This window comes from Chitinibacter bivalviorum (assembly GCF_013403565.1).
GTDB lineage: Bacteria > Pseudomonadota > Gammaproteobacteria > Burkholderiales > Chitinibacteraceae > Chitinibacter > Chitinibacter bivalviorum.
The window spans coordinates 367,188-392,835 of sequence record NZ_CP058627.1 but is presented as its reverse complement, the minus strand read 5'-3'; the positions used below and the strand labels follow the sequence as shown (position 1 = coordinate 392,835).

The window sequence follows — 25,648 nt, the reverse complement described above, 5'->3', positions numbered from 1 at the left end:
GACCCCCTATTTTATTTTCAAGCCAGCTGTATATAATCGATTAATTAAATAACTGTGTCAGAGCCTGTCCCATGAACCATGAATGCGCCCTATGCCATACCAGTGGCGAAGATATTGTGTGGCAAAACAAGCTCGCACGCGTCATCATGGTCAACGACGCACAGTACCCAGGATTTTGCAGGGTTATTTTAAATCGACACCAAGCTGAAATGACCGATTTGAATGCTGCTGAACGACTAGAATTAATGAATATCGTCTGGGCAGTCGAATCTGTGCAGCGCGCGGCGCTAAATCCCACTAAGATCAATTTAGCTAGCCTAGGAAATATGGTGCCCCACGTGCATTGGCATATTATCCCGCGCTGGCATGATGACCCGCACTTTCCAGCGCCGATTTGGGCCCAGGCTGATCCAATGAAAACACCTCATGGCATTAGCCAAGAGCAGCTTGCCCAACTACGTGCGCAACTTGAGCAGCTAAAGCCATGATTGAATTATTAATTCAGCGTGCATTACCCGCCTTGGGCGGACAGGCCGAGCCACCGTTTCAGGAGGCGCGCAGCGCCCGTGACTGGCTCAAGCTGCTCCCCATGATTAATGTGCCAGTGGCACATGGTGAAATCACTCAAGCATTGGCGCTGCTCAATCAAAGCAATATTGAGGCACTCAATGCCTTAAAAATTGTTGAACAATTTCGTGAGTCTGCGCATACCTTGCAAGAAGGGATGCTGAGCAAATTGATCGGCAAAGCATTGCCACTCAACGATGCTGAGCAAAGAATCTGGGATGCCATCAATCTGCTCTGGCGCGCGCTTGAAACCAGCTATGCCCGCATCTGGCACGCGGCGTGCAAAGGCCAAGATGGCGTTGCCGAGTTTTTACCCTTACTGGCCGAACGCACCTTGTATTACTCCGTGCGGACCTTGGCCAATTATGCTCACATCTACCGCAAACCCAGTGATAAACAGTGGCGACAGATTTTTTCATATTACGAGTTGGCCAAAGCGCAGCATATTGAAAAATTAAAAGCGCGTGACAGCATGATTCAAATTAGTGGTATCAGCACGCCTGAATCTATGTTTGTACATGCCCTACTGTTTGACGCGGCAAATCCGCATCAATATTCATTTAAACAGCAAATCTGGCTAAGTAATCGCCTTGAGCTGCTTGCAACTCGCAGCGGATTGACTGTGCAAGCGGAAGGCCTGCATAATCGCGCACCACTATGCATCGATATGCTGGCACCTGCGGCACCAGAAAGGCGCAAAGCTGAGCGCTCCGCCAGCGAATTGGAAATCGAAACGCAAACGTTGGCACAAGTTTTAAGCAAACGCATCAAATTATTGCGTATGGGCGAAATGCCGGAAAAATTAGGCCTAGGCAATGATTTAGGCCCGGTTGCCGTCGAGGAAATGCTGCGCGAGCTGTATAAAGCTTGGTGTGATCACCCAACCGAGCGCAGCCAACCCCGCCGTCCGGGCGAGCGTTATCTTGAAGTTGGGCTCGGTTTAAGTAATTTGCATCGCTGGTTGGCTAAAGATCGTTTTTCACCGCCCCCGCAATCAGAGCAACAAATGAGTAGCGCCGAATTAATGCAAATTCGCATGTTCGGCCAGACCAGTACTCGGACTACAGCAGTTGCGCCACTTGAAATTGAAACGCAGCAATGGGCGGTCAGCAACGAGACGGCGCAGGGCATGTGCCTGCACCGCAATTTGACCCAGCAACGCGTTCATTTGTCGCAGCTCTTACTCATCGCCGATGGGAAAACCATGTTGGTTGGCAAAATCAGATGGATATCAGACTGTGAACAAGAAAGGGAACTTGGGATTCAATTAATACCCGGAGCGCCACAAGCCGCCAGCGTGCGTGCTCAGGATGCGGCTCGTTTTGGCCAAGGCGATTTTACAGATGCCATACTGCTAGGTGCCACGCCAGCGCTGAAGTCTCCCGCGTCGTTGCTCTTGCCACCCGGCTGGTTCCGTCAAGGTCGTTTGCTGGAATATTGGGATGGGCAGCAATTAAACCGTATTCGTTTAGTCACTCTATTAGAGCGCGGCGTCGATTATGAGCGAGTGCATTTTGTTGGCTCAGGCGGCCTAAGCTAGGGTATATACTCGAAATCCATTAAATAAAAGGATTAGACTAACATACCCCAACTAACAGTCTTCTAATTGTAGCAAGAGCTGCTCTAGATCGACCTCATCGCACTGCTGACTAGTGAGAAAACGCTGAGCATATTGCAGCCAAACGCCATCCCGTAAAAAAATCTTTAACAGCGCCTGATCTATGTGCTGCTCGCAAGCCATCCGAGTCAGAATACCGAGCGCCTTCGATAATTTCATGCCATCTTTATAGGGTCGATCGCGCGCAGTAAGGGCCTCAAATACATCGGCGATTCCCATAATTCGCGCTTGTACACTCATCTGCTCACGCCGCAAGCCTTTTGGATACCCTTTCCCATCCATGCGTTCATGATGCCCACCGGCGTATTCAGGCACATTTTTCAGGTGGCTAGGCCATGGCAATTCTTCCAGCATTTGAATCGTGACATCAATATGGTGGTTGATGATATTACGTTCTGCTGCCGTCAAAGTGCCTTTGCGAATCGCTAGATTTTCTTGCTCATCATCCGTCAAAAAAGTCTGCTCATGCCCATAGCTATCAAGCCAGCTGCGCTTGGCGATCTGCTCTAAACGCGCCAACGCCTCATCGGGCATCATTTCCGCCCCAGCATTAATCGCGCGAATAAACTCCCGCTCTTCGATTAATTGCTGACGCTGGGCGGCATATTCGAGATCATTCAAATGCCCTTTGAGTTGAGCAATTTCAAGGTCGCGCAACAAGATCTCAAAACGAGTATCAATTAATCCAATCCGATCAAAGATAGTCTGTAACTTGGTGGCTTTATCCACCACATGCACTGGCGTGGTAATTTTGCCGCAGTCGTGCAGCAAACCTGCGATTTTTAATTCGTAACGATCATGCTCGGTCAAATGAAAATCCGCCATTTCCCCTACAGAGCAGCGATTGACGGCCTCAGCCAGCATCATCGTCAACTCAGGCACTCGCTGACAGTGACCACCGGTATAGGGTGATTTATCGTCAATGGCCAAGTTGATCAGATTGATAAAAGCTTCAAACAACTCCTGCAATGACAACACCAAACGTCGATTACTTAACGCAATTGCGGCTTGCGAAGCTAATGACTCAACCAAATGCTGATCATTTTGTGAAAATGACTCGATTTCATAGTGCTCATTCAAGGCATTGATCAATTGCAATACCCCAATAATTTGACCTTCATGATCAAACATGGGTACAGATAAGAACGTTTTGGAGCGGTAGCCCGTATTACGATCAAATTCACGGGTACCCGAAAAATCATATTCAGGACTGCAATAGGCGTCGGCTAAATTAATGGTGCAGCGTTGATTAACGGCACAGGCCACCACATTGCTCAAATTGGGCTGCCCATTACATAGAGTCAACGGCACAGGCGGCAAGGTGACTAAAGAGCCACTCGTCCCTCCTTGCGCGACCCCGAGACGAGGATTGAGAATGATCTCGAAGTGAACCGCATCGTCTTTGACCAAATACAGCGTGCCGGCATCGGCGCGAACTAGATCAATCGCCGCGATTAAAATACTTTCAATCAAGCGCTCAATTTGAGTTTCGGCAGATAGGGCTGCGCCAATTGCATTGAGTTTATTGAGGCGCTGATGCAACTCGAATTCAGTCATTGCCATACCCACACTGGATAATAAAGTAACAACACTCTCGCCCTTGCCCAACAGGACTTGATTGCCCCCTACAAACAGCAGCAATCAAATCAGAGTGGCATCGTGCGACAAGGAGTAATCAGTATAGTCGGTGGCAAAGTAGACCATCATAAATTGGGCTCGCCAACTTAAAACTCGATGATTTCGCCTTGCAATAAACGGCGGATGGGGTGGATGTGATCAAGCTCCAATACTTCTCGTATCGTCACTTCACTTTCGCCGGGCTTGAGATGGGTAATCAGTACTTCGGCCGTGCCCTGCCATTCTTTGAGTTCTTTGGCCAAAGTGCTGGGACACAAATGCTTGGCGGCATCGGCAATCGCGTGCTCTTTATCGGCAAAAGCAGTTTCAATGATCAGGGCTTTTAGGCTTGCGACTTGATTTACGACCTGCCAAAAATCCGTCCCCCCGATGGTATCGCCGCTAAATACCACTGATGACGCTTTAGAAGACAATAGAAAACTCACGGCGGGTACGGTATGAATCGCTGGCAGTGGTGTCACCGAGAGCTCACCCATTTGCTCGACCTGCCCTAGTTCATGCGGTACAAAAATAAGGCTAGGTCGCTCGGCACTAGGAATCACAGTGAAATCAGGCCAGATCAGCCAATTAAAAATATGGCTGCGTAATAATTGTATGGTTTGCTCAGTGGCATGAACATAAACTGGCGCAGTACGAGCCCCCACAACGGCATCGAGCAACAATGGCAGACAGGCAATATGATCCAAGTGCGCATGCGTCAGAAAGACATGGTCGATAGCTCGCAATTCATGCAGCTGCAGATCAGCAACGCCAGTGCCAGCATCGATTAAGATATTCTGATTGAGTAAAAACGCGGTTGTGCGATTATCGCCTCCAATCCCGCCGCTACAGCCCAACACGCGTAATTGACAGGTCATTATTTACCTAAAGAAAAAAGCCATCCTAACACCCATGATTTCTATGAGGTCTTCTTCGGCTAATAATTGCGGCTGTTCAGTGATCGCGCGTGAATTCACCAAAGGGCGTTGTCGACCTTCCGCATGCGAAATATAAAACTGATTGCCCTTCTTGCTAATCAGTGCAACTTGCGAACCCGCTTTACCCAGTGAGGTGGTGTTTTTGGTTAGCACCAACTCACGGCCAGCATTCGCCCCCGTTAAAACACGGATAACTGGGGTAAGTTCATTGCGCGGCGGGCTAGATACTGGGGCTGCGGGAGCAATGTCGTCCTTAGCTGGCGCGACTGGCGCATTGAGCACCACGGTTTTTTCAAAATCAGCTTGTTTGGCAGCAACTGCAGGCTCACGCCAAAAGGTCAGTTTATATTTGCCAATGGTGAGTTCATCACCGCTTTTCAAAGGGTGGCGAGTTAGCTTTTCGCCATTGAGCAAAGTACCATTGGTGCTTTGCAAATCTTCGGCAAAATACAGCGGCCCCACGACTTCGATCGCAGTATGCAGGCCTGATACCGCTAAATTATCAATTTGAATATCATTTTGCGGACGACGACCAATCGTCGTGCGCGGGCGCGTGAGCCTAAATTCTTTAATTGGGTTGCCATCTAGGCTTAGAAATAATTTTGCCATTACCGACGATTCCATTTCATTTACGAGCTAGTACCAAACCAGCCTGTAAATTTGTTCCAAATTCCACTTTCCACTGGAAAATCACGATTCACTCTTACAAGTACGACTGAAATATTATCGCGACCACCTTCTGCATTTGCTTGTTCAATCAAGACGTTACAGGCCTGTGGTAAATTGTCTTTGAACAATTTGATTAACTGCGCCAATGACTCATCCGGCAGCATATCGCTTAAACCATCCGAGCAAAAGAGATACACATCACCCGCCTGCACTTCATATTCATGCAGCTCAGTGTGCACCACCGGGCCTATCCCTACCGCGCGCGTCACCAAATTTTTATAGGGAGCATGTCTTGCTTCTTCAGGCGTCAATAAACCGGCATCAACCTGCTCTTGCAAGAAAGAATGATCTCGAGTGAGTTGTTCGAAATCATCACCACGCAGCCGATAAGCCCGCGAATCGCCGACATGAGCAATGGCGATGTGATCGTTATAAAACACGCCTGTTACAAGCGTTGTACCCATCCCGGCACATTGGCTATGTTCTTGCGCAGTAGTGTATATCAGCGCATTAGCCCGATCGATGGCCAAGAGCAACATTTCATGCGCCACCGGCCATAAGCTTCCAGCCGTTTTCACATGCGGTGGCGTGGCCATCATTTGTGCCCGCATCACTTCCGCGACAACTTGTGTTGCGATACCACTAGCGACTTCGCCGGCGTTATAACCGCCCATACCATCGGCCAAAATAACTAAACCAAGATCGGGCTCAAAGCTAATCGCATCTTCATTGTGATCACGTACTAGGCCGGTATCGGTACGGCCTGATATTTCAAGTGCGGCCGACAGACTTCGCATGCGCCGCTCCTTTAATTGCTTCTTCCAGTTTCATTAATACAGCGGCCATTTTTGCCCCAGATTGAAAGCGCTCATCAACATTTTTTTCCAAGGCTTTCATCATAATCTTAATTAGAACACTTGGGATTTTTGGATTGTAGTTCCGTGGATCTGTCGGCGGTTGTTGCGTAATTCGATACATTAATTCAGCCATCGAATTACCCACAAACGGCAAATATCCCGTTAGCATTTGATACAGCATCACGCCCAAAGAAAATAAATCGGAGCGGCCATCAATATGCTTGCCAGCTAATTGCTCGGGCGACATAAACGAGGGCGTACCTAAAACCATCCCTGTTTTAGTTTTCGACGAATCGGTAATCCGTGCGATCCCAAAATCAGTGACTTTCATCGTTTTCGTTTTTCGATCGTACATCACATTAGCCGGTTTAATATCACGGTGCACCACGCCGGCCTGATGTGCATAATCAAGCGCCTGGGCAATTTGCCGCACAATCGTAATCGCCTCTAACATCGGCAATAAATGCCCCGCTTTGGTATACGGTGTTAAATCTTCGCCGGCCAAAAACTCCATCGCAATATAGGCCAAATCATGCTCTTCACCTGCATCAAAAATCGTCACAATATTGGGATGATTTAGCCGACCTGCAGTCTCAGCTTCCCGAAAGAAGCGCTCGCGCGCTTGGTCGATCAGATCTTCATCAAACTCTTGCGACAGAGACATGGTTTTGATTGCAACATCGCGCGAAATCTTCGGGTCCTTCCCCAAATAAACCACGCCCATTGCCCCTTTACCGAGTTCTTTTTCTAATTGATAGCGCCCAAGCATCGGCTTGGCCACCTCACCACCATCCAATATCAGCGTGCCGCCGCTCTGACCTCCACCTAGCAATACGGTTTCGGATATTTGTTTGGCGGATTTCATTTTCTCAGCTAAATCGCGATATTTGGCATCATGGGCATACATCAAGCGATACACTGACTCGGCTTTATTGAATTGACGCTTGCGTTCAAAGTCGAGTGCCAGGTTATACATCACCTCCATCATGCCTTCGTCCAGCGGTACACGACGCAGCTTGTCAAAGGCCATATCCAATTGCCCTTGGTTTTGCAGCGCCAAGCCCAGCATACGATTTGACTCGGCCGATTCGGCGCTGGATTTTTCTTCTTTGGCTTCGGTCAGCAAAAAACGTTTGGTCGTCAGCGCCAAATGCCCCAAAACCAATAAACAAGCTGGAGCCATCAATGGCAACCACAACATCACCCAGCGCATTAGCGCATAATGAATCACGAGCAAAACTGCCAAAATCAATGTGGTGCTCATTGCACCCGCTCTTGCTCGTAATCGGGGCAGAATCAAAATCAGATACGCGGCCACCAACAATACCAAGGCCACACCAAACCACGGCGCCCACATTGGTGAGCGATACAGATGCTGTTCCAGCAGTGCCGAAATCACTTGTGCCGTCATCTGCACGGGGCTGATGCTTGCTTCAACTGGTGTATTGACCGTATCGCCCAAACCCGCCGCCGTCACACCGACCAGCACAATCTTGTCGCGATATTTGGTGGCTGGAATTTTCCCAGCCAAAACATCATAAAAGGCATCAACGCTAAATGCCGATTGACCTTGTTGACTGGCATAAAAATGCGGAAGTACTTGCCCCTCTCGGGAAGTAGGAATGTGCAGGGCACCTATTTCAAGTCCACGGCCAAAATCGAGCTTAATCTGCGATTGCGGCACATTCAGCGCCTGCGCGCAGGCTTGAGTGAAAAAGCTCGGAAAAATAGCGTCGTAATAGAGCAAAGCCAAGGGCACTGCGCGCAACACGCCATCGGCATCCAGATCAAAGCTCAAGGGTGCTACGGCTTTGGCCGCCCCACCGATGGGCGCGATGGGCGAAACGGGATTGATGACCGAACGCGGTTTACCCTGCCCCACATCACCTGTGGCATCAATTTCAGTCTTCAATACAAATTCAGGCAAATTCGTCGTTGGGCTACCCGCCTGAGCGCCAAACGAATACATCATCGGCAGCAGCACATTGCCTGCCTTGGCGATGCTGCGTGCCAATTGCTGATCGACTTGTAATGCATCAAGGGTTTGCTGCAGGCTTTGCGCAAAGCCTTCCGGGTAAGCCGCAGGATTATCGAGCACCTGTTGCTGGAGTCGTTCGAGATAATCCAGCCCTCGATCACGCTCGGCCTCAGTAAAGAAAATCATCGAAATAATTTGCGCGGCACCGCCGGCTTTGAGCTGATCAATCAGTTTGGCATGGACGTCGCGCGACCAAGGCCAGCGACCGATATTATCCAAGCTGGTTTGATCAATCCCAATGACAGCAATTCGTGGCGACGGATCGCGGGTAATTGCGCTCATCGCCCAATCATAGGCTTTGCTTTCCAGGTTGCGGATCAGTGGCGTGGCTTGCCAGAGCAAACTAAAAAGCACCACAACGATTGCACCAATCGCCCAATCGCTACGCCAGCTCTTATGCTTCATCCTCGCCCCCTTGGTTTTGCTTATTATCGTTCAAAACGTAGATAGCATAAACTTTCAGCCAGAATGAATATCGGCCACTTCACACTTACGGAATATCGGCATAGCCCATACGGCGCTGAATAATCGCCGTTTTGCGCAATAAACGTCGGTCGCTGCGATTTTTATCAAAATAGCGCGGATTGGTGACCATTGAAGCAAGCTTTGCGGCTTGCGAGCTACTGAGCTTGGCGGCCGAAGTTTTGTAGTAATGTTGCGCCGCGGCTTGGGCGCCAAACACCCCATCGCCCCATTCAATCACGTTTAAATACACTTCAAAGATGCGCCGCTTATCCCACACGGCCTCGATCATCACCGTCAGAATCGCTTCTTCGACTTTGCGCAGCGGATTGCGACTACTCGATAAAAATAGGTTTTTTGCCAATTGCTGGCTGATGGTCGAGCCCCCGGCGACAATGCGCCCTTTTTTGATGTTTTTCTCCCACGCCGTTTGCATACCTTCCCAATCGAAACCTTCGTGCTCCAGGAATTTGGCATCCTCAGAGGCCACCAAGGCTCGCTTTAAATTGGGGGAGATTTTTTCGTAATCCACCCATTCAAATTCAAGCTGCGCATCAGGATTCGTTTCTTGCAAACGCTCAAGCTGTACCGCCATAAATGCGGTACTACTTGGGTTAATCCAGCGCCAGGCCGTGATGTGCAGCAGCATCCACACATTCCACACCAGAAACAGGGCCAATAACAACAAAAGGCCACGACCAATCCAGCCCTTTACACCAACTTTCTTCATATACTTCAAAACCTAGGGGGTATATCACTGAATATCAATTAATAATTGGATTTTGGGGAAATACCCCAATCAAAGCTGAGATCTCATCCATTGCAATACCGGCTCAAAATCTGGTCGCAAGCCTGTCCAGAGATGAAAAGCTTCCGCCGCCTGCCCCACTAACATACCCAAGCCATCCACCCGCTGCGCCACACCCGCTTCGCGCGCCTGCGCCAGAAACGGCGTTTCATCTTTGCCATACATCATGTCGTAGGCCAGCGCATTAGGGGCAAAAACCGCATTAGCAATAGGCAGGCGCTCACCACCAAGGCTAGCGGAAGTCGCATTAATAATGAGGTCGTATTGACCAGCAATGGCGTGATATTCACTCACTTGCAATGGAATATCGGTATTGGCCTGAAAGTGCTCAAGTAATAATTGCGCCTTACCGAGGGTACGATTTGCCAGCGTCAAACAAGCAGGGCTTTCAGCCAATAAAGGGAGTATCACACCACGAGCAGCACCGCCAGCGCCCAGCAGCAAGATACGCCGCCCTCGTATATCGACATGCCGCAACACATCGGCGACCAAACCTGCCCCATCGGTGTTGTCGCCCAACCAACTGCCATCTGGCAACTGCTGCAAAGTATTGACTGCGCCGGCGGCCTCGGCACGCTCAGTCCGCGCCGCGGCAAAGCGAAATGCGTCTTCCTTAAACGGCACCGTCACATTCGCGCCGCGCCCACCCTCCGCAGCAAACTCATTCACACTCGCGGCAAAACCATCCAATGGCGCGAGCAAACGCGCATAGCTGAACGTCGCTACGGCCGGATGGCCAGCAAACTGCGCGGCAAATTGGGCATGAATCTGCGGTGATTTAGAATGGGCAATCGGGTTGCCAATAACAACGTAGGTCGGCTGGGTCACATTCATAGGAAGTCGCGAGGCACAATAAAAAAGTGAGGCGTAGTGTACACCTCACTCTGCATCGCTTACAGCGTCAAACTCAGACTTTCGCGCTTAGCCTTGCGTCCAAGGTAACTCAGCCACTTTCCAGCCATTTTTGCTACCACGGTGTCCATCACTGTCTTTATCCCCTTCAAAACCCTCGAGGATATTCATCGCTGCGGTATAACCATGCTGCGCCGCCAAGACGGCTGCATCGTGCGAACGGGCGCCAGAGCGGCACAAAAACATCACCACAGCTTCTGGATCAACCAAGGTTTTAAGTTGGGTGAGGAAATTGGGGTTATTGGCCATGCCCGGATAGCTTTTCCATTCGATCAAATCGGTATTAGGAACAACCCCCACCCATTGCCATTCGGCGTTGGTGCGGACATCGACAATGTGCACGGAAGGCAGGGCTTGAAATAAAGTCCATGCCTCCGTCGGCGTCACCACCCCCGCATAGGGCAAGCCTTGCGTGCCCGCGCGTGAGCGCGCGTTTTCTAAAATTGCGTTGGCTTCACTCATTTGATTTACCTCTTCATTTTTTTATTGGTTTGAATCGACTTTGCCTTGCCCCTGTTTGATTCGGGGCAGCGAGCAACCAGAGCGAGGGAAAGAATGCACTCGAAACTGATGACTTAATTCTAATGCCTTATTCACCCAACTGCCGCACAATGTTGACGCACTTTTTTGGTGCACAAAACCACCGCCCGCACCATAAAGATTCACCAACAAGAAGCATGCGCGAACGCAAATACTTGTGGCACAATAGCTGGTAGTCGTTCTACCGCTTGGCACGGTTCATGCTTGTAGTATCGCCGTCCAGTGCGCAACAACGTACGCACCATTTATTTGTTTCACCTTTCTTGTCCCAACTAGGAGCGACACCATGGCGGCAGCCGACGTTCTCAAGCTTATTAAAGATAACGACATTCGTTTCGTTGACTTGCGTTTCACCGACACTATCGGTAAAGAGCAGCACGTAACTGTTCCATCACACGTAGTTGATGAAGAATGGTTCGAAAACGGCCACGCTTTCGATGGTTCATCGATCGCTGGTTGGAAAGGCATTCAAGCTTCCGACATGTTGTTGATGCCAGATGCATCAACTGCAAAAATCGATCCTTTCTTTGATGAACCGACTGTATTCATCACTTGTGACGTTATCGAGCCAGCGACAGGCAAAGGCTACGACCGCGACCCACGCTCTTTGGCCAAACGCGCTGAAGCCTATCTGAAAACTTCAGGTATTGGTGACACTGCATTCTTCGGTCCAGAGCCAGAATTCTTCATTTTCGACAACATTCGTTGGAACACTGACTTGTCAGGTACTTTCGTTAAGATCGGTTCTGACGAAGGCGCTTGGGCTACTGCTGATGAACCAGCAGGCGGCAACTTGGGTCACCGTCCACGCGTTAAAGGCGGCTACTTCCCAGTTCCTCCAGTGGACAGCCACCAAGACATCCGCGCGACTATGGTTATCGTGCTGGAAGAATTGGGCGTGCCAGTTGAAGTATTCCACCACGAAGTAGCGAATGCGGGTCAAAATGAGATCGGTACTAAATTCTCTACTTTGACTCAACGTGCTGACTGGACTCAGATCCTGAAATACGTTGTACACAACGTGGCTCACCAATACGGCAAAACTGCTACGTTCATGCCAAAACCAGTAGTTGGCGACAACGGCTCTGGTATGCACGTTCACCAGTCTATCTGGAAAGACGGCAAAAACTTGTTCGCAGGTAACGGCTACGCAGGCCTGTCTGAAACTGCCCTGTTCTACATCGGCGGTATCATCAAGCACGCTAAAGCATTGAACGCGATCACTAACCCAGGTACTAACTCGTACCGTCGTTTGGTTCCTCACTTCGAAGCCCCAGTGAAATTGGCTTACTCTGCGAAGAACCGTTCTGCGTCAATCCGTATTCCTCACGTAGCGTCTGACAAAGGCCGTCGTATCGAAGCGCGTTTCCCAGATCCTTTGGCTAACCCATACCTGTGTTTCGCAGCATTGTTGATGGCCGGTTTGGATGGTATCCAGAACAAGATCCACCCAGGCGATCCAGCTGACAAGAACTTGTACGACTTGCCACCAGAAGAAGACAAATTGATCCCTACTGTATGCGCGTCTTTGGACGAAGCATTGGCAGCTTTGGATGCAGACCGCGAGTTCTTGACTCGTGGCGGCGTATTCACTGATGAGTGGATCGATGCGTACATCGAACTGAAAATGAACGACGTAACTCGTTCACGCATGAACGTACACCCAGTTGAATTCGATATGTACTACTCATTGTAATATTTAGGATAGTCCCGACCAGTTCGGGATAGTCCACAGAACCCGCATAAAGCCTAGCTTTTGCGGGTTTTTTATTCCCAACACGTTCGGCACGGTACGCCTAAAGCCGCAATATTTTCACCCTGTTATTCACCCCGTTCTATAATCAGGGTGAATCAAGCCCAAAAACAGGGGGAATCTATGCCGCTTACCGATCTGCAATGCAGCAAAGCCAAGGCCACGGGTAAGGAATACACCAAGCCCGATGGTGATGGCCTGCATCTGCTTGTGCGAGCCAAAGGCACTAAGTCATGGCTGTGTGACTTTGTACGCAGTGGCAAGCGCATCAAGTACAACTATGGGCAATATCCGGCCATTAGCCTTGAGCAAGCACGGCGGCTTCATGCGATTGCGCGGCAATTAGCCGAGCAAGGCCGCACACCAGCCGAGCTACTCGATAATGAGATCGCCACGGCGCTGATTTTGTCGGGTAAAAGCCTGATCGAAACCGAGGCAGAGGTGCAAACCCACCTTAATGACAAGCACAAAGCCGCACGCACCACATTTGGGCAGGCCGCTGAACGCTTTAAGACTGACTGGGTAGATCGAAACTGGAAGCACCCCGACAAGGGTTATTCACCAGTACGCAAGAATTTGCTTCCCGCGCTGGGTGAAATGGCATTGGATGACATTGATACCCCCACCCTTCGTGAGTTGCTGCACTCAATCCGTGAGCATCGGGGTGAACAGGCTGCGCTTCATGCTAGAGGCTGGTGTGTGCGCATATTCGATTTTGCCGTTGAGCACGAATGGTGCACGATCAACCCAGCTAAGAACATCAAACCCGAGCGCATCGGCACCAAGGGCAAGCGCACCCGCTGGCTACAGACACAAGAAATCAGGCGTTACCTTGCCTGCCTCTATCAAACAGATGGCTACAGAGGGTACAAGCTGGCCTTGCACCTGCTACTGATGTTGGCAACCCGTAAAAGCGAGCTATGCGGGGCGGCATGGTCGGAGTTTGATCTAGATGCAGGGGAATGGATTATTCCTGATGGGCGCATGAAAACAGGTAAAGAGCATCGGGTTTACCTGCCCACCCAAGCCATTGAGATGCTGCGCGAGCTGCACCGCCTAAGCGGGGGTAGTGAGTGGGTAATGCCCATGCCGACCAACCCCAAGCGAGCCATGAACGGCAACAATCTGGACGGCACACACCATGCCGCCCTGATCGCGGCGGGTATCGACGACTATGTAATCCATGACCATCGACATACAGCCAGCACCCACCTACGCGAGCAAGGCCACTCCCCCGAGGTGGTAGAGACTGCATTGAGCCATGCAATACCTGGCATGGCTGGCACATATAGCCACGCGGAATACAAAACCCAGCGGCTAGCCATGATGCAATCATGGGCAGATTTTTTAGATACCACCATGAATGAAAAGGTGGTGCTCTCAGCCACTTTTAGAAAGGTCGCCTAATACCACTTACCCACCCTCACCCCCTGCACTAGGGGGTGGGTATGTGTTTTTTTTGGTGTTCCCAGTGTTCCCGTGTCCCCACATTGCCTAACAATATGTTTTGTATGGACTATTTTATGGCACACATCATGTACCCACTTTTCCCAGCGGTGTACCCGTGTACCCATCTTGCTGATACAGCACCAGCGAAAGCCGCATTTTTACTAGAGCATGATATTTTTGTCTGATTTTTCGGCGGCAAAATGGTGCGATTTAGTGTGCAAAATTGCACGATTTTCACAACAAAAAAGCAAGGGCATTTTAATACCACTTGCTTCTTTCGGTGACACTTAAGTTTTCAGCACCAGCTTATGCGGCCATGATTCTCTGGACTGTGCCCAGTGATACACCGTGCGCCTTAGCTGCATTTCGCAAGCTCATACCTTTGGCTATAGCTTCCCGAATTTCGGTGGCTTTGGCGTCATCGTAGACAGTCGGCCGGCCTAATGTTTTGCCTTCGGCCTTGGCGCGTTCAAGTCCTGCTTGGGTGCGCTCTACCAGCAAGTCGCGCTCAAACTGTGCGACCGCAGCCAATACTGTGAGTGTCATTGTTCCCGCTGCGCTGTTTAGATCAAGGCTGCCCAGTGCAAGGCAGATTACTTGCACGCCCTTGGCTTTAAGTAGTGCCAAAGTGGAAAGCACATCCGAAGTGTCGCGTCCTAGCCGGTCTAGTTTGACCACCACAAGCTTATCGTCTGCCTCTAGCTTGTCCACTAGCTTGATAAATTCTGGCCGTTGCATGGCGCACACCTTGCCGCTGATTTGCTCGGTGATCGTGCGCGACTTGGTGACGGTATGGCCGGCCTCTTGAATGGCTAATACTTGGTTGTCGGTAGTTTGGTCGGTGGTTGAAACACGGCAATAGGCAAAAGTGCGGCTCATGGTGTTTTTCTCGCTGTTTGTCTGTATCGAATAGGTGTATTTTATATCTGCTATGTATTTTAAGTCAAACCCTATTTTATAGATACACTCAAACCCAATAAAACCGTAGGCGCAAAATCGTATCGTAAACGGTCGATTTTGATACAGCCAAAAGCAGGCCGCCAACTTGTAAGTTAAATTGCAGCCTCACCTGGCACAACTTCGCCAGTGCCATTTTTATTCGCCGTCGGAAAAAGTCGCAACTCCGGTACGGATCGCTTCGCCGTCGGCAAAAGTCGCAACTTCGGTACTGATCGCTTCAACGTCGGCTGATTTGTTCCCCTGCTCGATGCAGTTGTAACTTCACCTGGCACAGCTTCGCCAGTGCCATTTTTATTCGCCGTCGGAAAAAGTCGCAACTTCGGTGCTGATCTCTTCAACGTCGGCTGATTTGTTCCCCTGCTCGATGCAGTTGTAACTTCACCTGGCACAGCTTCGCCAGTGCCATTTTTATTCGCCGTCGGCAAAAGTCGCAACTTCGGTACTGATCGCTTCAACGTCGGCTGATTTGTTCCCCTGCTCGATGCAGTTGTAACTTCACCTGGCACAGCTTCGCCAGTGCCATTTTTATTCGCCGTCGGAAAAAGTCGCAACTTCGGTGCTGATCTCTTCAACGTCGGCTGATTTGTTCCCCTGCTCGATGCAGTTGTAACTTCACCTGGCACAGCTTCGCCAGTGCCATTTTTATTCGCCGTCGGAAAAAGTCGCAACTCCGGTACGGATCGCTTCGCCGTCGGCTGATTTCTTCCCCTGCCCGTTCAAGTTGCAACTTCACCTGGCACAGCTTCGCCGGTGCCGTTTTTATTCTCCGTCGGAAAAAGTCGCAACTTCGGTGCTGATCGCTTCAGCGGTGGCTGATTTATTCCCTGCTCGATCAAGTTGCAACTTCACCTGGCACAGCTTCGCCAGTGCGCTTTTTATTCACCGTCGGCCAGTTGGTTCACTGCGCAGCGATATGGGTATAATCGTTAGCACGGGGCTAGTCCGGCCAGACGAAAACGGGAAACCTTCACCCGCTGCCCTGTATCCCCCTTGAAGGTCTATTGATTGAAGGCAATAGACAATGAACGCGAGCTTTTCAGATTGCTGGGCATGGGTCTTTGATTACCTGGCGCATCGCATTGATCGCGCCGAGGCATTCCCCGATGGGGATAAATATGGTGCGGCCAATATCGCCTGCGAAATAATCAAAACACTCGAAAGCAGAATCACTGCTCGCAGATACAAGCCTGTGTCGATCTATCTGCGTTTTGGCACGACTCGGGTCAAGCAATTGCGCGCCACTGTAGATGCGTTTCCAATTTGCATCCCTTGCCCATTATTGCGCCGTGAGCGTGAAAAAGTAGCGGCCATTGCGCTAGCGCTTGATGATGCAATTGCAGCACACAATCAATGGTTTTTAGATCGTGGCAGAGCGCTTCCTTCACTGGGTAAAGACCTTGCTAAAAACCCTGTTTGGGCTCGTTTAGCCGTGGCTTCTCTGCATCAATCAACAACCCAACGTCTATGTGGCACATCCTGCATCAGCGAAGCCGATTTAAGGATGCTGAGTGGTGCAGCTAATTTGCATGATGCCGCTGCGTCCGTACGCTCTGGTGATTATCAATCTGCAATCGGCCAGATGACGGGCGCGGCCTTATTGGTTTCGGGGGCTGATTTACCTAACAATCTGCTACGTAAGCAAGCAGAGAATACAGCGCTTAGTCAGGAAGTCGAACGGCGCAAAAACACATCTAGGCAAAATGGGGCAACAGGCGGTCGAGCAACCACAATTGACCACGATGCAGTCCTTAAAGCGGCGACTGAGCTTATCGAGTCCGGCAGGCCAGCAAATACAATCAACTCAGTACTCGCCACCCGTTTTGGCTGCACCTCAACCAACATTAGAAAAATCCGCAATAAAAAGACGCAACCAACCCAAGGTTAGTTTTCCCTCTCTCATTAATCTTCACTCCATCGCGCCAGTTAGAACGCTGGCGAACTTCCCAAGGAGTGAAACAATGACAAATCCACATCAAAAGATCACCCCAACTGAGGCCGCCAAGCTACTTGGCAAGGCCGAAAGCACGCTGGCCAGTGAACGCAGCCGTGGTGTTGGCTGCCCATACCTCAAGATCAACGGCAAAGTGCGCTATTTGCGTAGCGATGTTGAAGCCTATGCGGCCAAAAATACTACCCGCCACGATACTAGCGGGGTGCGCGTATGAAAAACCAATCATGTGCAGGTTCGAGTCACCCGCTTGAGCGTCGAACATCAAGCCACGCTTTGCCAGCTCAGCACCAGCCCGTGCAGCCTTCGGTCTTGATTCGACTGCCCGAGGTATTACGTCGTACAGCACTCTCTAAGACCAGCATTTACGACCTGATGAAAGCTGGCGAGTTTTGCCAGTCAGTCCCTCTCGGGGGCAAGGCTGTTGCATGGCTCGAAAGCGAGGTAGAGCAATGGATTCAAGGCCGCATAGCGGCAGCTCGCGGGGTGAATGATGTTAATTAATCCCGCTATTGAAGATGCTATCGCTACACAACGGCGTCAAGGCGCGGACATGATCGATATGCGCCAGGTGTTTTCTAGCCTCAAGTTCGAGCTGGCAACAGAGGTAGCCACTAAACAAGGCGCGGCTAATGACCCTGCTGCATTTGGCAATCATCAGGAACTGGCGGGTTAATGATGCAGAATCATCCAACCTTGCGTGCCCCCATACTTGACGGCATGGCCGCTGGTGCTGATAATGGCCTCGCTGCATTAAATCATGCAGCCGAGACTGGAAACTCGGACAAATTGGCGGACAAACCGCTGCATAGCGGTATTTTTACGTCTGCATTACCCTTGGTGCGCCTCTCATTGGCGAGCAGGGGTGGGGATACCTTCGGGTATGCCGGTTCCAATTTGCCGGTTTTTCCAGACCCTGCCCTTTGCTCGCCACCACGACTGGAAACGTGGAGCGGGTTAATTAAACCCAAATTGGAGGCACGCCCCATGCCTAAGCACGCCCGTACCCTACTCCAGTATTTAACCCTCATTACCGCTGTACTTGCGTTTGAACGCAATACGCCCCTCATTGTCGTGGCTTTGGCCGTGGCCGTGTTCTTGCTGTCCCATGTTATCGGGGGGCGCAATCATGGCTAATACGCTCGATCTGTCGCAAGAGATTGCCGTTAGCTACGGCCTCACCAATGCCTTAACCCAAGACTACCGCAAGAACGGTGCAGTGGTGAGCGTGGAGGCCGCGCTGCGCACGGCACTGAAAATGCTCAACGATGACCGCAAAAGCGGTGCGGCGGGTTTCAACGGTCTAGCCGCCATTGAATATCTAAGTGCTGTCGTGGAAGTGATCGACGGCAAGGCGGTGCGCCATGCGTAAGCCTTCCCGCAATACCGCGATACAAGAGCGGGCGTTCTCTAGCCGTCGGGCTGCCTCATTGCTGCTAATGAGCCGCTACACCCGAAGCGACTTTATCGGCAAAAGCCGCCCACCTTGCACAGCCAAATCTAAACGCTAATCAATCGGAGACTATCCATCATGACAACGACCATTCTGGGCGGCGGCACTGCTCAACCTGAAATTTATCAAAACAGCGGTTTAACCCCACAAATTAGCCGTTTTCTGGTTTCAACAGCGCTAGTGCTGGTGGCTGGCCAGTGGGTTGCACTACCCGTCGCACCACCTCGCACTACACCTTATTCTGAGGCCGAATTGGCGCATTTTGCTTCCGTGAGCCCCTTCCCGATTGAACACCTACAAGCATACGATCTGTGAGGGCACATCATGGCTGATCGTATTGATATATCCAAACTAAAAGAAGCTGCCCTTGGCAGATGGCCTGACATTCTGCAAGCCGCTGGTATCGGGGCTGAATACCTGACCCGTAAGCATACCGCCTGCCCTGTCTGCGGTGGCCGTGATCGTTTCCGCTTCACCGATAAAGATGACCGTGGCTGCTTTATCTGTAATACCCATGCCCCCGAAGGTGGCGACGGCTTCAAGCTGCTGGCTGACTACCGCCAAACCGATTTTATCGGCGCGGCGCGATTTGTGGTCGATTGCTTGGGTGGTGCTGCTGTCGTGGCCGTTGCGCCTGATGCAGCGGCCATAGCCGAGCGCCAAGCGCGTGAGCAGGCCGAGCAGCGGCGAGCATGGGAAAAGGCCAAGGCCGAGAATTTGGCGCTATGGAATAGTAGCCACCCCATTACCAACGGCTGCACCGTGGGGCTGTATTTGCGTCACCGTGGCCTTGAATTAGCCGGCTACCCCAAGGCTTTGCGATTTAATCCATCTATACCGTATTGGGACAAGCCCAATGGGCATTTGGTCAAGCTGGGTGACTTCCCCGCGATGGTGGCAGCGGTCCAAGCGCCAAACGGCACGACGATTGCGCTACACAAGACCTATCTACAGGCTAACGGCCACAAGGCCAAAGTACCGAGCGCTAAAAAGTGGTCGGCAAAATCCGGCGATGCCAAAGGCGCGGCGATTCGGCTATTTCCAGCGGCTGAGTGCATGGCCGTGGCCGAAGGGATTGAAACCGCGCTGGCGGTGCATTGCGCCAACGGTTTGCCCGTGTGGGCGGGTGTATCGGCTTTTGGCGTCGGCTCGCTGGTGCTGCCTGATCTGGTGCGCGATGTGGTGATTTTTGCGGATAACGACGAAAACCAGACCGGACAAAAAGCCGCTAATCAATTGGCTGATAACCTGCTTGCCGAGGGTAAAACGGTGCGGGTGTTATTTCCGTCTGTACCTGGGCGTGATTGGCTCGATGTGCTAACCCAAGGGGCGCAACGATGAATAAAGAAACCTCCATCGACTTTATTATTGAAACTGTACTTGCGGATCTTGAGGGAGGCGTCGATCTGCTAGCAGCTGATATATACAAACTCGGTTCCGTGTCTAAAGGCATTAATACGGCCAACCTACACCAAACACAAATGGGTGCGCTCGAATCGCTATTTGAAGGCCTCGCCATGTGCGGAATGCTCGATGCAGGCGAGCTAAGAGAGGGAATCGCAGGCTTGGCGGTAGTGGCTGCGGTGCTTAGGGCTCGATTAATCGAAACCGCAAAAACTGAACAGCAAAATAAAGGCGGGGCTCATTAATGACTTCAGTATCTGTTGATTCGGGTGATGCAGCCAAGCTGGGGGCTGATCTTGAATTGCTCAAAAACCCAGCCAGTGCCACACCACTCAACGCCAAAGCCGAACAGGTGGCCAATGATGCAGCACCAGCGCCACTTGCAACCAAGGGTGCAAGTGGTAAAAAGCCCCGCAAGCGCACTACTCCGAAGGTTAGCGGCGGTAGCTTTAAGCTCAATAGTCGCGGGGTGTGGTTTGTGCCCGATCAATCGGACGATGGCGCGGGTGATGGTGGTGATGTGTGGCTAAGTGAGCACCTTAAAGTGGTGGCACAGGTGCGCGATGTGGACGATCTGGAATGGGCTGTGCGGGTCGAGCTGCAAGATATGGACGGCAATATCAAAGAGCACACGATACCGTGGAAGCGCCTATCGTCTGACCAGTCCACGGCCATTTTGGACGAATTAACCGCGATGGGGCTAGCGATAAGTTTTACATTGCAGCATAAGCGCTGGCTGGTGCAATACCTGCAAACGGCACGCGATGCGCCACGGGGGCGGCTAGTGCCTGCTACGGGCTGGTTTAAAGAAACTGGGGCGTTTGTCCTGCCTGCCGAGGTCATTGGTGATGCGGGTGAATGGCTGATCTATGACGGCTCACTCAAAGTACCTGTGCTGGCCTCTGGCTATCCAGATGCTTGGCGCGATGGTGTGGCACGGTATGCGGTGGGCAATCCGCTCTTGCTGCTGACACTGGGGGCGGCATTTGCTGCGCCGCTGATGGGCATGGCGGGGCTGGATTCGGGCGGGTTTCATATCGTCGGGGCATCGAAAAAAGGCAAAAGCACCGTGTGCGATTTGGCGGCATCAGTGTATGGCAAACCAGAGGATTACCGCCAAACGTGGAGCGCGACCGCTGCGGGGCTGGAATACACCACGGCGGCATTTAATCACCTTCCCCTGCTGCTCGATGAAATCAGCCAAGCCGATGCAAAGGGCGTCGGGCGCATGGTGTATATGCTGTCACAAGGCAAGGGCAAAGCCCGTGGCCGCGACACGGGTGGGGTTCGTGATCTGACCCGCTGGCGCTGCTTCATCTTGTCAAACGGTGAGAACGATCTGGCCAGCGTGATTAAAGAGGGCGGCGGCAAGATCAATGCAGGGCAAGAGGTGCGCTTTATCGGCCTGTCTGCGGATCGCAAGCATGGTGCATTTGATGATCTGCATGGCTTCACGGATGCGCCTGCATTGTGCAAGCACATGGCTTTAACGGCGGCGGCTAATCATGGCTCAATCGGGCGCGAATACCTGGCGCGGCTCGCTGGTGCTGATCGTATCGAGCTAAAGGCTCAAATCCATGCGGCCATGGCTAAATTCAGTAGAGAGGCGATACCGCTGGGGGCGTCTAATCAAGTTAGCCATGCGGCGCAATACTTCGCCCTATGTGGCTTCGCTGGCGAGCTGGCGGCAAGTCTTGGGCTCGCTGATTGGGCAACTGGCACGGCATGGGCTGCGGCGCGGGTGATGTATGCCGATTGGCTGCACGGGCGTGGCGGTGCGGGCGATGGCGAGGATAAAGCGATACTGCGGCAAGTGAAGTTGTTTTTTGAGCGCTACGGCTTATCTGGTTTTCAGAGCTGGAACGATGAGAAAAATACAACCTTTGACGAAAAATCTGCCATTCGGCCTGATAACTGCGGCTATCGCAAAACGGTGGAGATTGACGCGATAGACGAGTCCAATCAGCCCAAGCTGTCGGAAACAACGTACTTCGTCCTTCCTAACGTCTGGCGCTCACGCATTCTTGAGGGGCTGGATTTAAAGCGGGCGAACAAGCTACTGCTTGAGCTAGGTATCTTGCACCCTGACTCGAAAGGCGGGGCTTCACGCGCCGAACGGTTGCCCACCAGTGGCCGCGACAAGGTGCGCGTCTACATGGTGAACGCGGCAGCCTTGCTGGGGGCTGATGATGAATAACAACCCTTCCCTTGCTCGCCAAGCGGTGGATGACAAAAAGGCCGCCTTTGCGGCTTTTTTTGCGTCGGCCAATGAATCAAGCTATCAACCCAGCACCAGCGGTTCAGCGCTCGAAGCTGATGCGATTGCGCTCCCACAAGCTGCGCATGGTGAGCAATGCCGCGATTTGTTTTTGCTGCCCAGTCACAGCCCAGCAACAGCGTCACTATGGCGTGACATCGTGTCCGAAGTCGCGGCGGCTTTATGGTGCTCTACTGAGGATAAGCGGTTTTTGCTGGCTCAATTGCCCCAGCAAGACCCCAGCTACCTGCGCACGGTGATCTTGATGGCGCAAGCACACCAAGTACCGATTACCCAGTCATTTGAGTTTTGGGGGCTGGTGCGGCCTGATCTACTCTGGCTACGGGTGCAGGATCGTCGCAGCGGCACGGCCTGCTTTATCAGCCTAGGCTCGCTCCCCGCTGGTGCTGCCGATGATGGGCGTGAGCTATACCGTGGGGCAACGGTAACGCTATCGGCGCTGGCCTAGCCTAATATTAATCGAATCAGGTTTGAGCGGATCGCTTCAGCAGGGGCTGATTTGCTCCCCTGCTCGATCAAGTTGCAACTTCACCTGGCACAGCTTCGCCAGTGCGGTTTTTATTCCCCGTCGGCAAAAGTCACAACTCCGGTACGGATCGCTTTAGCGGTGGCTGATTTGCTCCCCTGCTCGATCAAGTTGCAACTTCCGAGCTGTGGATTCGGTGGAGGCAGCGCCCTGCTTGTTTCTCTACTATTGGCAGCTATGCGGCTGGGCTTATGCGCCCCCAAGGGCTAGGCATGGGGCAATGGCGCGATTTGTTTTACATCACTGGTATCTAAGTAGCTGCTGATTTGTCATGCGAATAGGCGTAAATTATCGCGCCACTTCTGCCCCGTTTTCAGTGGTTAATTGATGAGTAAAAATGTTCACGCAAAGCTAAACCCAGCAAAGATGGGGGTTTTAGCTGGTGCTGATGTACCAATGTGGGGACACGGGAACACCGACTGCAAAACAACACCCATTCGACGTACCCAAATAATAACCATATAAATCAATGCACTAAACAATTGGGAACACTGGGAACACTGGGAACACCACAAAAAGCAAATGCCCCACCCCCTGTACATGGGCATATAAAACGCAGTGGTATTGAGGTTCACGCAGATATAGCCCCTGTATTTCTCTTTTTAAAAGAGATCATAGCCCCTAGGGTGTCCCGCATGTACCGGAGCGCAAGACCACCAGGGGGGGGTCAAATCTCTGGGTGGCCACCGTCCGTGAACGCGCTCCAGCCAAGAAAAAACGATTCCTAAAAAAACATAGGGGGGGGTATGAATTGGATTGTCACTGAGCCACTGGCGCTATCATTCGACTGAAAAATCAAATGATCATTGAACGCAGCACCAGCGGCCTAAAACTAGCCGTTCTGGATGAAAAACCACTCGAAACCCACCAAGAGCGCACTAAAAATATACCCCCATGCAAATCGCTAGAATTCTAGGCATTGATAGGTGGCCTCTATGGCTGTCTGGAAAATGCAGCGCGGGCATATCCCTGCCCAGCCCATTGGGGGCGCGATTTACCCTGTTTTGATAAAAAACTGATCTGATTCACCCTGTTTTTCACCCTGTTTTTTCTACAGCACCAGCAAACCCGCATATATGCTAGAGGCGTGCATTACTCATTGTAATTTTTCGGCCTGCTTGCAGGCTTGAAATTACTCCAAACCCGCATACAGCCTTGGCTGATGCGGGTTTTTTATTGGCCGCCAGCGCGACTAGACCGCTCATTCATCTCAATTACATCTTTGCACAGACAATCATTCAAAGTCTGCATAGAATTTGTCATCAACATGAAAGTTTCAATCATGTCTTGGCGCCCATTCAACTCTCGCTATTTGGCTGCTCTATTGTTGCTAACGATGTATGTAGCAACAGGCTATCTATGCATTGAATTAGGCAGCATTCAATCGGCCAATTTGGTCGTTATCTGGCTACCCTCTGGCATCGCATTACTTAGTATTTTGATCTTGGGGCGACTTGGTGCGGGCGTTGTGTTTATTGCTCATCTGCTGCTTAATTTCCCATACAACTACGCTTATAGCCAAGACACACTATTTATTAGCCTAATCACCCTCCTAGCCGCAGGGATCGATACACTGCAGGCACTCGTGTCGGCGCATTTCTATCGTCAAATAAGACAGAAATATGGCGATTCTTTATGGCTTACACCTGAAGCTCTGCCAATAATCTGGCTCAAGGTTTGCACCATTCCAGTATTGCTCTCTGCCCCGCTGCTGGCCACCATTTGGCACTTTAGCGGCCTTCTCAATAGCAATACCAGCGTAGAGTGGCTACAACTCATCGGTATTCTGGGGCTTGGGGATATTGCGGGCATTTTGCTGCTTTTGCCTTTTTACTACGACTGGGAAAACAAGCTCATTCACACTAGCCTTAAAGGTATTTGGCCTGCGATGTTGGGTTTATGCATCATCCTGACGGCCGCGATATTTATTGATCGGCATTTACTGGTGTTGAGTTTGCCCGTGATGTTGATGATTGCAGTTAAACATCGCCTACCTGGCGTCAATCAAGCCATTTTAGCGATCAGCCTGATTAGTATTTTGGGCACACATTTTGGCTACGGTGGCTTTCTCGCCGAAAGTACGATTCAAACCTTTTTGAATTTGCAAATCTTTATTTTTTCAATCGCACTCACTTTCCAATATTACGCATTAACACAAAATGCTGTCATGAATCACAAAGCACACCTAGAAGCGGAGGTGAATGCCAGAACTCAGGCCTTAATCAATGCCAATGAGTTGCTCTCTGAGCTAGCAACGACAGATGAGCTGACCCAAGTCCCTAATCGCCGCGAATGGCAAAGACGCTGTGCTGAAGCGATAGTTCGTACTCGGCGCTACAAACAGCCGCTCTCGATTATCTTGCTCGACATTGATCATTTTAAAAAAGTAAACGATCAGCACGGCCACTTGATTGGCGACTTAGTCTTAAAACGCATCAGCCAACTATGTGTACAGCATTTACGCGCGATCGATACCTTTGCCCGCTGGGGGGGCGAAGAATTTGTGATTTTGCTGCCCGAAACCGATCTCGCTCAGGCGAGCAATGTGGCCGAAAAATTGCGCCAAGTGATTGCCGAACAAGCCGTTGTCATGGATGGTAATAGCCCAGTCTATGCCACGATCAGCTTAGGCGTTACGGCCCTAAGCATCATTGATTTAACACTCGATGATTTACTCAGCCGCACTGATGAGGCACTGTATGCCGCCAAAGCCAATGGTCGCAATTGCGTCATCAATACCAGCAGCATGAGCACAAGCTATCTGCGGCCCGGCATCAACCACAGCAGTCAGCGCTAGAATTCGTTACCCCACGATTAAAATCGCATAAAATAGCGTTTTGCCTTCAAGCCC

27 protein-coding genes are annotated in these 25,648 nt (G+C 51.2%); 17 read left to right on the top strand and 10 right to left on the bottom strand.

All coding sequences use genetic code 11. From position 1 onward, the window contains the following. Positions 1–71 precede the first annotated feature (71 nt). Together HQ393_RS01835 and HQ393_RS01830 are read left to right on the top strand one after the other, a co-directional pair. Positions 72–488, top strand: coding sequence for an HIT family protein (locus HQ393_RS01835; RefSeq protein ID WP_179357170.1), 417 nt, complete (start codon positions 72–74; stop codon positions 486–488). Continuing rightward, positions 485–2,107 carry a cyclic-di-GMP receptor FimW-related protein gene (locus HQ393_RS01830; protein WP_179357169.1) on the top strand — a complete coding sequence of 541 codons (1,623 nt, stop codon included), beginning with the start codon at positions 485–487 and terminating at the stop codon, positions 2,105–2,107. Before HQ393_RS01835 ends, HQ393_RS01830 begins: the two co-directional genes overlap by 4 nt. A 51-nt stretch (positions 2,108–2,158) precedes the next feature. Here HQ393_RS01830 and HQ393_RS01825 read toward each other — a convergent pair whose 3' ends face one another. From HQ393_RS01825 to HQ393_RS01790, 8 genes are all read right to left on the bottom strand, one after another. After that, positions 2,159–3,742: an HD domain-containing phosphohydrolase gene (locus HQ393_RS01825; protein ID WP_179357168.1), complete on the bottom strand. Its 1,584-nt coding sequence runs from the start codon at positions 3,740–3,742 to the stop codon at positions 2,159–2,161. Between the two features lie 167 nt (positions 3,743–3,909). Continuing rightward, positions 3,910–4,680, bottom strand: a complete 771-nt coding sequence (locus HQ393_RS01820) for an MBL fold metallo-hydrolase (protein WP_179357167.1) — start codon at positions 4,678–4,680, stop codon at positions 3,910–3,912. A gap of 3 nt (positions 4,681–4,683) precedes the next feature. Then, the gene (locus HQ393_RS01815) at positions 4,684–5,349 is read right to left on the bottom strand and encodes an FHA domain-containing protein (protein WP_179357166.1); all 666 of its coding nucleotides are present in this window, start codon (positions 5,347–5,349) and stop codon (positions 4,684–4,686) included. A 20-nt stretch (positions 5,350–5,369) separates the two neighbouring features. Beyond that, complete coding sequence (locus tag HQ393_RS01810) at positions 5,370–6,206, bottom strand: Stp1/IreP family PP2C-type Ser/Thr phosphatase (RefSeq protein WP_218871261.1); 837 nt, start codon at positions 6,204–6,206, stop codon at positions 5,370–5,372. After that, complete coding sequence (locus HQ393_RS01805) at positions 6,181–8,709, bottom strand: CHASE2 domain-containing serine/threonine-protein kinase (protein ID WP_179357165.1); 2,529 nt, start codon at positions 8,707–8,709, stop codon at positions 6,181–6,183. Before HQ393_RS01805 ends, HQ393_RS01810 begins: the two co-directional genes overlap by 26 nt. Positions 8,710–8,794: 85 nt before the next feature. After that, positions 8,795–9,496 carry a monofunctional biosynthetic peptidoglycan transglycosylase gene (gene mtgA / locus HQ393_RS01800; protein ID WP_179357164.1) on the bottom strand — a complete coding sequence of 234 codons (702 nt, stop codon included), beginning with the start codon at positions 9,494–9,496 and terminating at the stop codon, positions 8,795–8,797. Between the two features lie 69 nt (positions 9,497–9,565). After that, complete coding sequence (gene aroE, locus HQ393_RS01795) at positions 9,566–10,408, bottom strand: shikimate dehydrogenase (RefSeq protein WP_179357163.1); 843 nt, start codon at positions 10,406–10,408, stop codon at positions 9,566–9,568. Positions 10,409–10,495: 87 nt separating this feature from the next. After that, entirely contained in the window at positions 10,496–10,948 is a 453-nt protein-coding gene (locus HQ393_RS01790; RefSeq protein WP_179357162.1) for a rhodanese-like domain-containing protein, read from the bottom strand. Positions 10,949–11,312: 364 nt separating this feature from the next. On the opposite strand from HQ393_RS01790, the gene glnA reads away from it, so the two are divergent. Both glnA and HQ393_RS01780 read left to right on the top strand, forming a co-directional pair. Further along, positions 11,313–12,722, top strand: coding sequence for a type I glutamate--ammonia ligase (gene glnA, locus HQ393_RS01785; protein WP_179357161.1), 1,410 nt, complete (start codon positions 11,313–11,315; stop codon positions 12,720–12,722). 180 nt (positions 12,723–12,902) lie between these two features. Then, positions 12,903–14,186, top strand: a complete 1,284-nt coding sequence (locus HQ393_RS01780) for a tyrosine-type recombinase/integrase (RefSeq protein WP_179357160.1) — start codon at positions 12,903–12,905, stop codon at positions 14,184–14,186. Between the two features lie 348 nt (positions 14,187–14,534). On the opposite strand, the gene HQ393_RS01775 is transcribed toward HQ393_RS01780, so the two are convergent. After that, positions 14,535–15,107: a recombinase family protein gene (locus HQ393_RS01775; protein WP_179357159.1), complete on the bottom strand. Its 573-nt coding sequence runs from the start codon at positions 15,105–15,107 to the stop codon at positions 14,535–14,537. Positions 15,108–15,280: 173 nt separating this feature from the next. After that, the gene (locus tag HQ393_RS01770) at positions 15,281–15,811 is read right to left on the bottom strand and encodes a hypothetical protein (protein ID WP_179357158.1); all 531 of its coding nucleotides are present in this window, start codon (positions 15,809–15,811) and stop codon (positions 15,281–15,283) included. Between the two features lie 398 nt (positions 15,812–16,209). Here HQ393_RS01770 and HQ393_RS01765 point away from each other — a divergent pair, with 398 nt between their 5' ends. From HQ393_RS01765 to HQ393_RS01705, 13 genes are all read left to right on the top strand, one after another. Next, on the top strand, positions 16,210–17,073 hold the full coding sequence (locus tag HQ393_RS01765) for a hypothetical protein (RefSeq protein WP_179357157.1): 864 nt from the start codon (positions 16,210–16,212) through the stop codon (positions 17,071–17,073). A gap of 73 nt (positions 17,074–17,146) precedes the next feature. Continuing rightward, positions 17,147–17,353, top strand: a complete 207-nt coding sequence (locus HQ393_RS01760; protein ID WP_179357156.1) for a helix-turn-helix domain-containing protein — start codon at positions 17,147–17,149, stop codon at positions 17,351–17,353. Continuing rightward, on the top strand, positions 17,350–17,640 hold the full coding sequence (locus tag HQ393_RS01755) for a helix-turn-helix transcriptional regulator (RefSeq protein ID WP_179357155.1): 291 nt from the start codon (positions 17,350–17,352) through the stop codon (positions 17,638–17,640). Before HQ393_RS01760 ends, HQ393_RS01755 begins: the two co-directional genes overlap by 4 nt. Beyond that, complete coding sequence (locus tag HQ393_RS01750; protein WP_179357154.1) at positions 17,627–17,812, top strand: hypothetical protein; 186 nt, start codon at positions 17,627–17,629, stop codon at positions 17,810–17,812. The genes HQ393_RS01755 and HQ393_RS01750 overlap by 14 nt, the downstream gene beginning before the upstream one ends. Continuing rightward, positions 17,812–18,273 carry a hypothetical protein gene (locus HQ393_RS01745; protein WP_179357153.1) on the top strand — a complete coding sequence of 154 codons (462 nt, stop codon included), beginning with the start codon at positions 17,812–17,814 and terminating at the stop codon, positions 18,271–18,273. The genes HQ393_RS01750 and HQ393_RS01745 overlap by 1 nt, the downstream gene beginning before the upstream one ends. Beyond that, the gene (locus HQ393_RS01740) at positions 18,266–18,508 is read left to right on the top strand and encodes a hypothetical protein (protein WP_179357152.1); all 243 of its coding nucleotides are present in this window, start codon (positions 18,266–18,268) and stop codon (positions 18,506–18,508) included. Before HQ393_RS01745 ends, HQ393_RS01740 begins: the two co-directional genes overlap by 8 nt. Next, positions 18,501–18,647: a hypothetical protein gene (locus HQ393_RS01735; protein WP_179357151.1), complete on the top strand. Its 147-nt coding sequence runs from the start codon at positions 18,501–18,503 to the stop codon at positions 18,645–18,647. Before HQ393_RS01740 ends, HQ393_RS01735 begins: the two co-directional genes overlap by 8 nt. Positions 18,648–18,667: 20 nt before the next feature. Next, complete coding sequence (locus HQ393_RS01730) at positions 18,668–18,904, top strand: hypothetical protein (RefSeq protein WP_179357150.1); 237 nt, start codon at positions 18,668–18,670, stop codon at positions 18,902–18,904. A gap of 9 nt (positions 18,905–18,913) precedes the next feature. Beyond that, on the top strand, positions 18,914–19,930 hold the full coding sequence (locus HQ393_RS01725) for a DUF7146 domain-containing protein (RefSeq protein WP_179357149.1): 1,017 nt from the start codon (positions 18,914–18,916) through the stop codon (positions 19,928–19,930). Beyond that, positions 19,927–20,238 carry a hypothetical protein gene (locus HQ393_RS01720; RefSeq protein WP_179357148.1) on the top strand — a complete coding sequence of 104 codons (312 nt, stop codon included), beginning with the start codon at positions 19,927–19,929 and terminating at the stop codon, positions 20,236–20,238. The genes HQ393_RS01725 and HQ393_RS01720 overlap by 4 nt, the downstream gene beginning before the upstream one ends. Further along, the gene (locus tag HQ393_RS01715; protein WP_179357147.1) at positions 20,238–22,190 is read left to right on the top strand and encodes a DUF927 domain-containing protein; all 1,953 of its coding nucleotides are present in this window, start codon (positions 20,238–20,240) and stop codon (positions 22,188–22,190) included. The genes HQ393_RS01720 and HQ393_RS01715 overlap by 1 nt, the downstream gene beginning before the upstream one ends. After that, positions 22,180–22,719: a hypothetical protein gene (locus HQ393_RS01710; protein WP_179357146.1), complete on the top strand. Its 540-nt coding sequence runs from the start codon at positions 22,180–22,182 to the stop codon at positions 22,717–22,719. Before HQ393_RS01715 ends, HQ393_RS01710 begins: the two co-directional genes overlap by 11 nt. A gap of 1,360 nt (positions 22,720–24,079) precedes the next feature. Further along, positions 24,080–25,594 carry a sensor domain-containing diguanylate cyclase gene (locus tag HQ393_RS01705; protein ID WP_179357145.1) on the top strand — a complete coding sequence of 505 codons (1,515 nt, stop codon included), beginning with the start codon at positions 24,080–24,082 and terminating at the stop codon, positions 25,592–25,594. Positions 25,595–25,648 lie beyond the last annotated feature (54 nt).

Coding starts and splice junctions, on each gene's coding strand:
- HQ393_RS01835 (WP_179357170.1), top strand. CDS start 72: ATGAACCATGAATGCGCCCTATGCCATACCAGTGGCGAAGATATTGTG.
- HQ393_RS01830 (WP_179357169.1), top strand. CDS start 485: ATGATTGAATTATTAATTCAGCGTGCATTACCCGCCTTGGGCGGACAG.
- HQ393_RS01825 (WP_179357168.1), bottom strand. CDS start 3,742: ATGACTGAATTCGAGTTGCATCAGCGCCTCAATAAACTCAATGCAATT.
- HQ393_RS01820 (WP_179357167.1), bottom strand. CDS start 4,680: ATGACCTGTCAATTACGCGTGTTGGGCTGTAGCGGCGGGATTGGAGGC.
- HQ393_RS01815 (WP_179357166.1), bottom strand. CDS start 5,349: ATGGCAAAATTATTTCTAAGCCTAGATGGCAACCCAATTAAAGAATTT.
- HQ393_RS01810 (WP_218871261.1), bottom strand. CDS start 6,206: ATGCGAAGTCTGTCGGCCGCACTTGAAATATCAGGCCGTACCGATACC.
- HQ393_RS01805 (WP_179357165.1), bottom strand. CDS start 8,709: ATGAAGCATAAGAGCTGGCGTAGCGATTGGGCGATTGGTGCAATCGTT.
- mtgA (WP_179357164.1), bottom strand. CDS start 9,496: ATGAAGAAAGTTGGTGTAAAGGGCTGGATTGGTCGTGGCCTTTTGTTG.
- aroE (WP_179357163.1), bottom strand. CDS start 10,408: ATGAATGTGACCCAGCCGACCTACGTTGTTATTGGCAACCCGATTGCC.
- HQ393_RS01790 (WP_179357162.1), bottom strand. CDS start 10,948: ATGAGTGAAGCCAACGCAATTTTAGAAAACGCGCGCTCACGCGCGGGC.
- glnA (WP_179357161.1), top strand. CDS start 11,313: ATGGCGGCAGCCGACGTTCTCAAGCTTATTAAAGATAACGACATTCGT.
- HQ393_RS01780 (WP_179357160.1), top strand. CDS start 12,903: ATGCCGCTTACCGATCTGCAATGCAGCAAAGCCAAGGCCACGGGTAAG.
- HQ393_RS01775 (WP_179357159.1), bottom strand. CDS start 15,107: ATGAGCCGCACTTTTGCCTATTGCCGTGTTTCAACCACCGACCAAACT.
- HQ393_RS01765 (WP_179357157.1), top strand. CDS start 16,210: ATGAACGCGAGCTTTTCAGATTGCTGGGCATGGGTCTTTGATTACCTG.
- HQ393_RS01760 (WP_179357156.1), top strand. CDS start 17,147: ATGACAAATCCACATCAAAAGATCACCCCAACTGAGGCCGCCAAGCTA.
- HQ393_RS01755 (WP_179357155.1), top strand. CDS start 17,350: ATGAAAAACCAATCATGTGCAGGTTCGAGTCACCCGCTTGAGCGTCGA.
- HQ393_RS01750 (WP_179357154.1), top strand. CDS start 17,627: ATGATGTTAATTAATCCCGCTATTGAAGATGCTATCGCTACACAACGG.
- HQ393_RS01745 (WP_179357153.1), top strand. CDS start 17,812: ATGATGCAGAATCATCCAACCTTGCGTGCCCCCATACTTGACGGCATG.
- HQ393_RS01740 (WP_179357152.1), top strand. CDS start 18,266: ATGGCTAATACGCTCGATCTGTCGCAAGAGATTGCCGTTAGCTACGGC.
- HQ393_RS01735 (WP_179357151.1), top strand. CDS start 18,501: ATGCGTAAGCCTTCCCGCAATACCGCGATACAAGAGCGGGCGTTCTCT.
- HQ393_RS01730 (WP_179357150.1), top strand. CDS start 18,668: ATGACAACGACCATTCTGGGCGGCGGCACTGCTCAACCTGAAATTTAT.
- HQ393_RS01725 (WP_179357149.1), top strand. CDS start 18,914: ATGGCTGATCGTATTGATATATCCAAACTAAAAGAAGCTGCCCTTGGC.
- HQ393_RS01720 (WP_179357148.1), top strand. CDS start 19,927: ATGAATAAAGAAACCTCCATCGACTTTATTATTGAAACTGTACTTGCG.
- HQ393_RS01715 (WP_179357147.1), top strand. CDS start 20,238: ATGACTTCAGTATCTGTTGATTCGGGTGATGCAGCCAAGCTGGGGGCT.
- HQ393_RS01710 (WP_179357146.1), top strand. CDS start 22,180: ATGATGAATAACAACCCTTCCCTTGCTCGCCAAGCGGTGGATGACAAA.
- HQ393_RS01705 (WP_179357145.1), top strand. CDS start 24,080: ATGTCTTGGCGCCCATTCAACTCTCGCTATTTGGCTGCTCTATTGTTG.